The organism is Duganella sp. Dugasp56, from assembly GCF_047304105.1.
In the GTDB taxonomy this organism is placed as follows: Bacteria; Pseudomonadota; Gammaproteobacteria; order Burkholderiales; family Burkholderiaceae_D; genus Rugamonas; species Rugamonas hordei.
The window spans coordinates 146,004-157,299 of record NZ_JBGLYQ010000007.1 but is presented as its reverse complement, the minus strand read 5'-3'; the positions used below and the strand labels follow the sequence as shown (position 1 = coordinate 157,299).

The following is an 11,296-nucleotide window of genomic DNA, read 5'->3' as shown; positions in this document are numbered from 1 at the left end:
TGCGTCAGCTGCAGAGGCCGAAAGCCTTGCGGTCGGCGAAGTAGCGGTAGGTGAAGGTGCGCATCGGGTATTTGGTCAGCGCGATCTCGAACGCGGGCGGCACCACGTCGAAGCGTTCCGGCAGCTTGTCCTTGACGCGCAGGCGCACGCGCCAGATGGTGTCGTCGCTGGTGGCGCCGGCCACCAGCATGTCCGGCACCTTGGGGATCACGTCGACGATTTCCGGCTTGGAATTGGTGGCGCGCTGGTAGAAGCTGACCAGTTCCAGCTTCGCCAGCACCGGCCCCTTGGGCGCGGTGACGTGGTAGTCGCGGCTGAGGAACATCGCCCGTTCGCCGCGCGGCACCAGGTAGACAAAGGTGAATTCGGCGCCGCCGTCGGGCAGCGTGACCGGCGGCGTGGTCGACACGCTTATCCCGCGCGGCAACTCGTAGCGCGAACCCTCCTGCCAGGTCTTGCACTCCGGCGTCTTCGCCATATACACATCAACAGGCGTGAAAGAATCGCCGCAAGCGGTCAGCAGGGACAACAAGGACAAGGGCGCGACGTGACGCAGGCGCATAGGAGCAGTTCGTGAGTTGAAGGCGCCCTAGTTTACCTCATTGGCGGCCGGACGACCTTCTCGAAGGAGGAGTGGGTGGTTGTTAGCTAGTGTTGCATTTCCTTGAAAACAGTTGGCGCACGCTTGATATCCCCCACTCAAAAGGATACTGTGAATCAACCTAACTGCGGAGGAAACCCCGCGCCACCTGAAAGCACGCCATATGAAAACTACAATTTTTCGCAGGGTAGCCGGGCTGTTTCTTGCATCATGGATGTCGGCCGCAGCAGCGGAAACCGGCGTGACGGCGACGGAAATCAAGATAGGCATGGCCAACGCGCTGTCCGGCCCCACAGCGGGGCTCGGCCAGGGGATGAAGGCTGGCAGCGAGGCGTATTTTAAAAAAATCAATGCCGCTGGCGGCGTCCATGGACGCAAGATCACGCTGGTGAGCGAGGACGACGGCTACGATCCGCCGCGCACCGCCACCGCCACCGAAAAACTGATCAAGAAGGACGGCGTGTTCGCGCTGTTCGGCTATGTCGGCACCCCGACCAGCAAGGCCGCGATCGGCCTGGTGAACGAGAACAACATCCCGTTTTTTGCGCCGTTCACCGGCGCCGAGTTCCTGCGCACGCCGCTCAACAAGCATGTCTTCAATATCCGGTCGTCGTACTTCAACGAGATCGAGCTGCAGGTCGAACGCCTGGTCACCGATGCCGGCATCACCAAGATCGGCCTGTTCTATCAGGAAGACACCTACGGCAAGGTCGGCAAGGAAGGGCTGCAGCTGGCGCTGCAAAAGCGCAAGATGAACATTACCGGCGAGGGTCACTATCTGCGCAACACCGAGGATGTCGACGCCGGGCTGGCGGCGCTGCTGGCGGCCAAGCCGGAAGCGGTGCTGATGGTCGGCACCTACAAGGCATGCGCCGAGCTGGTGAAAAAAGCCAACGCAGCCGGCTTCAAACCGAAATTCTTCAACCTGTCGTTTGTCGGCACCGCCAACTTCATCAAGGCGGCCGGCGACGCGGCCGAAGGCGTCTACATCACCCAGGTGGTGCCGTCGCCATTCGACGAATCGCTGGCCATCGCCAAGCAATACCACGCGGACATGAAGGCGGCGGGCATCAACGAAGTGGACTACACGTCCTTCGAAGGCTACGTGGACGCCGTCGCGCTGGTGGAAGGCTTGAAGAAAGCCGGCCCCGACCTGACCCGCGCCAGCTTCCTCGCCGCGCTGGAGAGCATGAACGTCAACCTGGGCGGCCTGGACATCGCCTTCGGCCCGCAAGACCACCAGGGCTTGAACAAGGTCTACCTGACCAAGGTCCAAAAAGGAAAGCCAGTTCCAGTCAGCAAGCTCTGACAAACCGATCCCGAATTGAAAAGGGCCGCATCGCTGCGGCCCTTGTTGCGTTACGTGGCGATTACCACATGATCACGCGGTCTTTTGGCGCCAGGTACATCTTGTCGCCTGGCTTCACGCCGAAGGCGTCGTAGAAGCCCGGCTGGTTGCGCATGGTGCCGTTGGCGCGGAACTGGCCTGGCGAGTGCGGGTCGGTCTTGATCTGCTGGATCTGCGCCGCTTCACGCATCTTCATGCGCCACACCTGCGCGAAGCCCATGTAGAAGCGCTGGTCGCCGGTCAGGCCGTCGATCACCGGAGCAGGCTTGCCCTTCAGCGACAGCTTGTAGGCCTTGTACGCGATCGCCACGCCGCTGTTGTCGGCAATGTTCTCGCCCAGGGTCAGCTCGCCGTTGACGTGGTAGCCGGGCAGCGGGCTGAACTGGTTGTACTGGTCGACCAGCATCTTGGTCTTGGCCGCGAAGTTCTTGTGGTCGGCCTTGGTCCACCAGTCGCGCAGGTTGCCGTCGCCGTCGTACTGGGCGCCCTGGTCGTCGAAGCCGTGGCTGATCTCGTGGCCGATCACGCCGCCGATGGCGCCGTAGTTGACCGCGTCATCCGCGTCGGCGTTGAAGAACGGCGCCTGCAGGATCGAGGCCGGGAACACGATCTCGTTCATCTCGGGATTGTAGTAGGCGTTGACGGTTTGCGGCGTCATGCCCCACTCTTCGCGGTCGATCGGCTTGCCCAGCTTGTTCAGTTCCTTGTTGTAGTCGAACTGACGCGAACGCAGCACGTTGCCGACCAGGTCGTCCTTGGACACTTCCAGCTTGGAGTAGTCGCGCCAGTGGTTAGGATAGGCGATCTTGGTGGTGAACTTGGCCAGCTTGATCTGCGCCTGCTTCTTGGTGACCGGGCTCATCCAGTCCAGCTTGTCGATGCTGGTCTTGTAGGCGGCCAGCAGGTTCTTCACCAGCGCTTCCATGCGCGCCTTGCGCTCGGCCGGGAAGTTTTGCTCGACGTAGATCTTGCCGACGGCTTCGCCCAGCGCGCCTTCGGTCACGGACACGCCGCGCTTCCAGCGTGGGCGCTGCTCGGTCACGCCGCTCAGCACGGTGCCGTAGAACGAGAAGTTTTCGTCGACGAAGGCCTTGCTCAGGTATGGCGCGTTGGAGCGCAGCAGGTGCCACTGGAAGTAGGCTTTCAGCGTGTCCAGCGGGGTGCTGTCCAGCAGCGCGGTCATGCCCTTCAGGTAGCTAGGCTGGCTGACGATCACGTAGCTGACCTTGCCGGCCACGCCGGCGTCGGCCAGGTAGGCGTTCCAGTCGTAGCCTGGCGCCGTAGCGCCCAGCTTGGCGATGTCGACCTTGTTGTAGGCCTTGACCGGGTCGCGCAGTTCGACCTTGGTCCACTGGATCTTGGCCAGCTCTTTTTCAAATTCGACGATGGCGTGCGCGGTGACGGCGCCGTGCGGATCGCCGGCCAGGGTCAGCATCTTGCCGATGTGCAGTTCGTACTTGGCCAGCGCGTCGGCCATCTTGGCGTCGTCCGCTTTCAGGTAGTAGTCACGGTCCGGCAAGCCCAGGCCGTCCTGGTACAGGTCGGCCACGTATTTGGTCGAATCCTTGTTGTCCTGGTGGACGCCGTAGTTGTACGGCGCGGTCACGCCGATCTGGTTCAGGTGCGAGATCAGCGCCGGCAATTGCTTCTTGTCCGAGATCGCGGCGATCTTCGCCATTTCAGCGTTCAGCGGGGTCAGGCCCAGTTGCTCCAGCCTGGCTTCGTCCATGAAGCTGGCGTAGAAGTCGCCGATGCGCTGGGCTTCCGCTCCGCCAGCCTTGTTCGACGCGGCGCCTTCAATGATGGAACGCAGCTGCGGCTGGATATCGTCGCGCAGCTTGGCGAACGAGCCCCAGCTGGCCTTGTCGGCCGGGATTTCCGTCGTCGCCAGCCACTTGCCGTTCATGTGGGTGAACAGATCGTCCTGCGCGCGCACGGCCGGGTCGATGTATTCCACGGCGATGCCGGAGGCCATGGTGCCGCTTGCTATCTTGGCGCTGGCGGGAGCTACACTTTTGGTGTTGTCCGCGGCGCCGGCCAGGCCTGCGATCAGGCTCAGGGTCAATGCACTTACGAGATGACGTTTCACGATTATCCTTCTGGTTTGAAAAACGAAACAGGCCAATCCACGTTGTTTGGCCCCGTGCGGTTTTATATCACAGGGGCCGGCCAACACAAAATGGTTACCACATGATGACGCGGTCTTTAGGCGCCAGATACATCTTGTCGCCCGGTTTTACGCCAAAAGCGTTGTAAAAACCCGGCTGGTTGCGCACCGTGCCGTTGGCGCGGAACTGGTCGGGCGAGTGCGGGTCGGACTTGAGGTAAACGATTTGCTGCGCGTCGCGGATCTTGCTGCGCCACACCTGGCCGAAGCCCATGTAGAAGCGCTGCTCGCCGCTCAGGCCGTCGATGACCGGCGCCGGCTGGCCGTTCAGCGAAATCAGGTAGGCCTTGTAGGCGATCGCCGCGCCGCTGTTGTCGGCGATGTTTTCGCCCAGGGTCAGCTCGCCGTTGACGTTGTAGCCCTTGACCGGGCTGTAGGCGTTGTATTGCTTGACCAGCATCCTGGTCTTGGCCGCGAAGTTCTTGTGGTCGGCCTTGGTCCACCAGTCGCGCAGGTTACCGTCGCCGTCGTATTGCGCGCCCTGGTCGTCGAAGCCGTGGCTGATCTCGTGGCCGATCACCGCGCCGATGCCGCCGTAGTTGACCGCGTCGTCGGCGTCCGCGTTGAAGAACGGCGGCTGCAGGATCACGGCCGGGAACACGATCTCATTCAGTTCCGGGTTGTAATAGGCGTTGACGGTTTGCGGCGTCATCCCCCATTCGTCGCGGTCGATCGGCTTGCCTAGCTTGTTGAGCTCCTTCAGGTATTCGAACTCGTGCGAGCGCTGCATGTTGCCGACCAGGTCATCCTTGGCCACCACCAGCTTGGAATAATCGCGCCATTTGTTCGGATAGCCGATCTTGGTGGTGAACTTGGCCAGCTTGGCCTGCGCCTGCTCCTTGGTGGCCGGGCTCATCCAATCCAGGGTGGTGATACTTTGCTTGAACGCTTCCAGCAGGTTCTTGACCAGCGCTTCCATGCGCGCCTTGCGCTCGGCCGGGAAGTGCTGCTCGACGTACAGCTTGCCCAGGCTCTCGCCCAGCGCGCCGTCGGTGGCGTTGACCGCGCGCTTCCAGCGCGGCTGCTGTTCCTTGACGTCGGCCAGCACGGTGCCGTAGAAGGCGAAGTTTTCCAGCGCGAAGTCCTTGGACAGGTAGGGCGCGCTGGCATGGATCACCTGCCATTGGAAATAGGCCTGCCAGGTAGCCAGCGGCGTCTTGTTGAGCACCTTGTTGAAGCCGGTGACGAAGCTCGGCTGGCTGACGATGACGTAGTCGACCTTGCCGGCGATGCCGGTGTCGTTGAGCCAGGTGGACCAGTCGTAGCCCGGCGCCAGCTTGGACAGCTTGGCCAGCGGTACCTTGTTGTAGGCCTTGACCGGGTCGCGCAGCTCGACCTTGGTCCACTGGATTTTCGCCAGTTCGGTTTCCAGCGCGACGATGGACTTGGCGTCGGCCGCGGCGTTCTTGTTGCCGGCCAGCGCCAGCATTTTAGTCACGTGCTGCTGGTACTTGGCCAGCGTGTCGGCCATCTTCTTGTCGGACTTCTTCAGGTAGTAGTCGCGGTCCGGCAGGCTCAGGCCGTCCTGCACGATGTCGGCCACGTACTTGGTCGAATCCTTGTTGTCCTGGTGGATGACGAAGCCGTACGGCGCCGTCACGCTGAAGCGGTTGTAGTGGGCGATCAGCGCCGGGATTTCCTTCTTGTCCTTCAGCGCGGCGACGCGGTCCAGCTCGGCGCGCAGCGGGCTCAGGCCCAGCTGCTCCAGCCTGGCCTCGTCCATGTAGCTGGCGAAGAAGTCGCCGATGCGCTGGGCGTCGGTGCCGTTGGCCTTGTCCGGATTGGCGGCGGCCGCTTCGATGATGGCGCGCAGCTGCGGCTTGGTGTCGTCGTCCAGCTTCTCGAACGAGCCCCAGCTCGATTTGTCGGAAGGAATCTCGGTCTTGGCCAGCCATTTGCCGTTCAGGTTGACGAAGAAGTCGTCCTGCGCGCGTACCGACGGGTCGATGTTGGCGATATCCACGCCGGAAATTTTTTGCTGGGCGTGGACACCGGCGGAGGCCAGCAGCGCCAGCATCAGGGCGCTCAGTAAGTGTGCTTTCAAGTCTATCTCCAATAAATGTATAGGCAAGTCTTGGAACAATAGCAAAAAGGCCACACGAGGTGGCCTTTTTCTGAAAATTTACGGCAAATAAACGCTTACCAGATGATCACGCGCTGTTCCGGCGCAACATACATCTTGTCGCCCGGCTTCACGCCGAATGCTTCGTAGAAGCCCGGCTGGTTGACCATGGTGCCGTTGGCGCGGAACTGGCCCGGCGAATGCGGGTCGGTCTTGATCAGCACGATCTGCTGCTCGTCGCGCATCTTGCTGCGCCACACCTGGCCAAAGCCCATGTAGAAGCGCTGGTCGCCGGTCAGGCCGTCGATCACCGGCGCCGGCTTGCCGCCCAGCGACAGCTTGTAGGCCTTGTAGGCGATGGCGATGCCGGAATTGTCGGCGATGTTCTCGCCCAGCGTCAGCGCGCCGTTGACGTTGTAGCCCTTGATCGGGCTGTAGCCGTTGTACTGCGCCACCAGCGCGTCGGTCTTGGCCTTGAAGTTGGCGCGGTCTTCCTTGGTCCACCAGTCGCGCAGGTTGCCGTCGCCGTCGGACTGGCTGCCCTTGTCGTCGAAGCCGTGGCTGATCTCGTGGCCGATCACCGCGCCGATGGCGCCGTAGTTGACCGCGTCGTCGGCCTTGGCGTCAAAGAACGGCGGCTGCAGGATGGCGGCCGGGAACACGATCTCGTTCATCGTCGAGTTGTAATAGGCGTTGACGGTTTGCGGCGTCATGCCCCACTCCTCGCGGTCGATCGGCTTGCCCAGCTTGTTGACCATGCGCTGGTGGCCGAAGGTCGAGGCGCGCAGCACGTTGCCGATCAGGTCGCCCTTGACGATGGACAGCGACGAGTAGTCGCGCCACTTGTTCGGATAGGCGATCTTCGGCGTGAACTTGGCCAGCTTGGCTTGCGCTTCCTTCTTGGTTTCCGGGCTCATCCAGTCCAGCGTGTCGATGCTGGTCTTGTACGAGGCCAGCAGGTTCTTCACCAGCTCTTCCATGCGCGCCTTGCGCTCGGCAGGGAAGTATTGCGCCACATACAGCTTGCCCAGGCCTTCGCCCAGCGCGCGCTCTTCCAGCGCCACCGCCGATTTCCAGCGCGGCGGCTTGACGGCCACGCCGGTCAGCACGGTGCTGTAGAAATCGAAATTGGCGTCGGCGAAGGCCTTCGACAGGTAAGGCGAGGCGCTGCGCAGCAGCTGCCATTCAAAGTAGGATTTCCAAGTCGCCAGGTCGGTCTTGTCGACCACGGCGGTGAAGGCCTTCAGGTAGCTTGGCTGGTTGACGATCACGTAGTCGACCTTGGCGGCGACGCCTTCGGCGGCCAGCGCGTGCTGCCAGTCGTAGCCCGGCGCCAGTTCGGCCAGCTGGCTGATCGGCGTCTTGTTGTAGCGCTTGACCGGGTCGCGGTTTTCCACCTTGGTCCACTGTGCCTCGGCCAGCGCGGTTTCAAGCGCGACGATGGCCTTGGCGCTGGCGGCGGCGTTCTTGTCGCCGGCCAGGCCGAGGATCTTGGCCACGTGGGCTTCGTACTTGGCCAGCGTGGACACCATCTTGGCGTCGTCTTTTTTCAGGTAGTAATCGCGGTCCGGCAGGCCCAGGCCGCTCTGCGAGATGCCTACCGCGTACTTGGTCGACTCGCGCGCGTCCTGGCTGACGTAGACGCCGTAGGGCGTGGTCACGCCGATCTGGTCCAGGTGGGCGACCAGCATCGGGAAGGCTTTCTTGTCCTTGATCGAACGAATGCGGTTCAGTTCGCCGGCCAGCGGCTTGGTGCCCAGCTGTTCCAGCCTGGCCTCGTCCATGAAGCTGGCGTACAGGTCGCCGATCTTCTGCGCGTCGCTGCCCGGCTTGCGGGCCTTGTCGGCGGCGGCCGCCTCGATGATGCCGCGCAGCTGAGGCAGGGTGTCGTCGCGCAGCTTGGCGAACGAACCCCAGCTCGACTTGTCGGCCGGGATCTCGGTGGTCTTCAGCCATTGGCCGTTGAGGTGCTGGAAGAAATCGTCCTGCGGACGCACGCTGGCGTCGATGTACTGGGTGTCGATGCCGGACACCGGGACGGTGTCGGCGGCGTAGGCGGTGCTGAGGCTCAAGGCCAGGGTGCTCAACAGAAAACGGTTCACGTGCGGTCCTTTGGTTAGAACTTCATCTCATATTTGACGCTCCAGACCACATAGGTCTGGTTGGTCGTGTTGGCCAGTTGTGCCAGGCCATTGGTGGTCACGATATTACTACCGAGTGCGTCTTCCGCCATTAAGTTATTTGCAGAAATGCGAATCTGGTTGCGGGCGTTGAACTTCCACAGGCCGTAGGCGTCGAACGAGCGCTTGCGGCTGGTGTACACCACCTGCTCGACGCTGCTCTGGATGGTGGTCTCCGGTGTCCAGTTCAGGCTGGCGCCCAGGGTCAGCGGCACCTGCTTCAGGCGGTAGTCCAGGCCGACGTTGGCGGTCTGCTTGGGCTGCGCGTCGAGGCGGTTGTTGGGGCCGGGGATGTCGTCGACGCTGGACCAGAAGCGGCTGTAGTTGGAACGGAAGTCGAGCGCCGGACCGTCGGCCACCAGCTCCTGCAGCTGGAACTTGGCTTCCAGCTCGATGCCCTTGGTGCGGGCGTGGCCGATATTGGCCGGCGTGGACACCCAGCGCGGGCCGGTCGGCGTGTTCTGCAGGCTCAGCTGGCGGCGGATCAGGTCGTCGATATCGCGGATGAAGCCGCCGGCGGTGAGGATGCCGCTGCGGCCCAGGTAATGCTCGTAGGCGAAGTCCAGCCCCGTCGCCAGCTCGGGCTTCAGGTCGGGGTTGCCGGTGCGGTCGGGACGGGTGGCGCTGTTCAGGCGCGACAACGACGGCAAGGCGATCAAGTCCTGGATGTTGGCGGCCTTGTAGCTCTTGGTCAGGCTGGCGCGGATCTGGTCCTTGTCATGATCGGGGATGCGGTAGACCGCGTGCAGCAGCGGGCTCAGCACGCTGCTGGTGTTGCTGATGTCGGTGCCGGAACGGGTGCTGGTGGTGCGTATGCCTTCCCAGCGCAGGCCGGCGTAGCCGGACCACTGCTTGCTGATGTCCCACTCGTCCTGCGCGAACACGGCCAGGCGGCGCGTGTCGGCGGTCAGGTTGTCGCCCGAATCCTCGAACTGCGCGACACCGTCCTTGTCCAGCGAGGTCTTGGTTTCCACACGGTGGCCCAGCTCGACATCCCAGCCGGCCGCCAGCGAGTGCTCCTTGCCGATCGGCGTGGTGTACTTGCCGCCGCTGCTGGCGCTGCGGTCGCGCACGCTGGAGGTGTCGGTGTAGCGGTTCAGCAGGCCGCCGGCGTTGTCGTATTGATAGCGGATCGAATCGTTGTCGCTGTGGCCGCTGCCGAAGCCGAACTTGACGTCCAGCTTGGACGCGCCCTGCAGCTTGTGCACCCAGTTGCCGAAGCCGCGCAGGAAGGTCGACTCGGAATGGCTGCTGGTCAGCGCCAGGTTGTATTCGGGCGGCTGCTGCAGCGCCGGCGGCACCAGGCCGAAGTTCTGCGTCAGGTCGCTGCGCGAATTGCCGTCGCTGCGGTTGGCCATCAGGAAGGGCTGGAAGTTCAGCGTGTCGCCGTTGTCGAATTTATACGTCAGGCGCGGCGTCAAATGGATGCCGCGCGAGTTGCGGCTGGTTTCGTCGAGGACGTTCTGGTCCTTCAGCACCACGCCGTCGCCGCGGGTGTCGCGGTTGTAGGTTTCGGTCTGGTCGTGCTGGCGGTTCTCGAAGATCGAGCCGGTCAGCAGCCAGGTCAGGCTGCCGACCTTGCCCGGCACCGTCAGCGAGACGTTGGGCGCGTGGCGGCCCTGCTCGATGGTGTCGGTGAACTTGAGCTGGTTGTCGCGCTGCTGGTAGCCGTCGCGCAGGATGATGTTGATGGTGCCGGCGATGGCGCGCGTGCTGTGCTCGGCGATCGGGCCGCGCATGATCTCGATGCGCTCGACCTGGTCCGGCGACAGCGACTCCATCGAGAAGCCGGCCGGCGGACGCTCGCCGTTCAGCAGCACCTGCGTGTAGCCGCTGCCCATGCCGCGCATGCGCACATCGCCGCCGCGGCCGGGACGGCCGCCGATGGTCACGCCCGGCAAGCGCTTGAGGATGTCGCCGAGATTGCTGTCGCCGTTGCGGTCCAGCTCCTCGCGGCCGTAGACCTGCTTGCCGGCGATGGAGTTGCGGCGCTCGTCCATGTCGCTGGCGCGGCCGCCGCTGATGGTAACTTGCTGCACCGGCTTGCCGTCCGGTCCCAGCGCGGGTTTGGCAGGCGGGGTGGCTGAAGTGGCCGGCGCGGCATCGGTTTGTGCCGTTTGCGCGTAGGCGCCGGGGGCGCCCAACAGCGTCAGGCAAGCGATAGGTATCAGTCTGTTCATAGGCTGAATATTCTACCGTCAGGCCCGGCTGCAAGCCGGTCGCGGGGCCAATTTTTACTTTACGATACACACGCGCCGGCCGCGTCAAGGGATGCCCTCAACTGTCAGCCACCGCCGCCCGGCAGGCTGATGCTGGCGCCGCCGGGGCCGCCCACGCTGCCGCCCATGCCGCCTTTGCGGCCGCCGCTGTGGCGCTCGCCGCCCTCCTTGCGCGGGGCGGCGCCTTCATGGCTGCCGCCGTTGTCAGGCACGCGCAGCAGCTGTTCGCCGACCAGTTGCACGACAGCCTGGCGCTGGGTTTCGTTCAAGGCATCGTTGACAGTCAGCCACCATTCGCGCATCAGCTTTTCCTCGTTGGCGCTGGTGGCGGTTTCCTCGTCGATGGCCTTGGCCAGGTCGCGCAGCTCGGCGCCGGCCACCCTGGTGCCGGCCAGCGTGGCCGCCTGCAGGCGCTCGCGGCGCGCCTGGCGTTCGCGCAGCAGGTTGCGGGTCTTGCTTTCCGTCTGCTGCCACAGGGTTTGCTGGTTGGGATTCAGGTTCAGCGATTTTTTCAATTCGGCCGCCATCGGCAGGAAATCCTCGGCGCGCATCTCCATGACAGGCAGGGCAAACGCCGGCGACAGCGCGGCGCTCAGGACCAGTGCGGCGGTCACGCGCTGCAACGTGGATGAGAAAACAAGACGCATGGTAGCTCCGTAGATAAAAAAAAGCCTGCGCTTGGGGCGCAGGCGAAAAACCACTTCAGGGTAGAGAGAAAT

General features: G+C 63.4%; 7 protein-coding genes. 1 reads left to right on the top strand and 6 read right to left on the bottom strand.

Annotation, left to right across the window (positions count from 1 at the left end; translation table 11 throughout):
* Positions 1–4: 4 nt before the first annotated feature.
* A complete protein-coding gene (locus ACCD07_RS06830) occupies positions 5–562 on the bottom strand; it encodes a hypothetical protein (protein ID WP_176653079.1) in 558 nt (185 codons plus the stop codon).
* A gap of 253 nt (positions 563–815) precedes the next feature.
* Between ACCD07_RS06830 and ACCD07_RS06825 the strand changes: the two genes are divergently transcribed.
* Positions 816–1,910 (top strand): ABC transporter substrate-binding protein, encoded by a 1,095-nt coding sequence (locus ACCD07_RS06825; protein ID WP_413446881.1) that lies wholly within the window; start codon positions 816–818, stop codon positions 1,908–1,910.
* 61 nt (positions 1,911–1,971) lie between these two features.
* Here ACCD07_RS06825 and ACCD07_RS06820 read toward each other — a convergent pair whose 3' ends face one another.
* From ACCD07_RS06820 to ACCD07_RS06800, 5 genes are all read right to left on the bottom strand, one after another.
* Positions 1,972–4,038, bottom strand: coding sequence for a M13 family metallopeptidase (locus ACCD07_RS06820; protein WP_353401961.1), 2,067 nt, complete (start codon positions 4,036–4,038; stop codon positions 1,972–1,974).
* A 94-nt stretch (positions 4,039–4,132) separates the two neighbouring features.
* Positions 4,133–6,133, bottom strand: a complete 2,001-nt coding sequence (locus ACCD07_RS06815) for a M13 family metallopeptidase (protein WP_413446914.1) — start codon at positions 6,131–6,133, stop codon at positions 4,133–4,135.
* 122 nt (positions 6,134–6,255) lie between these two features.
* Positions 6,256–8,280, bottom strand: coding sequence for a M13 family metallopeptidase (locus ACCD07_RS06810; RefSeq protein ID WP_413446880.1), 2,025 nt, complete (start codon positions 8,278–8,280; stop codon positions 6,256–6,258).
* A gap of 14 nt (positions 8,281–8,294) precedes the next feature.
* On the bottom strand, positions 8,295–10,538 hold the full coding sequence (locus ACCD07_RS06805; RefSeq protein WP_413446879.1) for a TonB-dependent receptor plug domain-containing protein: 2,244 nt from the start codon (positions 10,536–10,538) through the stop codon (positions 8,295–8,297).
* A 104-nt stretch (positions 10,539–10,642) separates the two neighbouring features.
* Entirely contained in the window at positions 10,643–11,224 is a 582-nt protein-coding gene (locus tag ACCD07_RS06800; RefSeq protein WP_353401955.1) for a hypothetical protein, read from the bottom strand.
* Between the last annotated feature and the right edge of the window lie 72 nt (positions 11,225–11,296).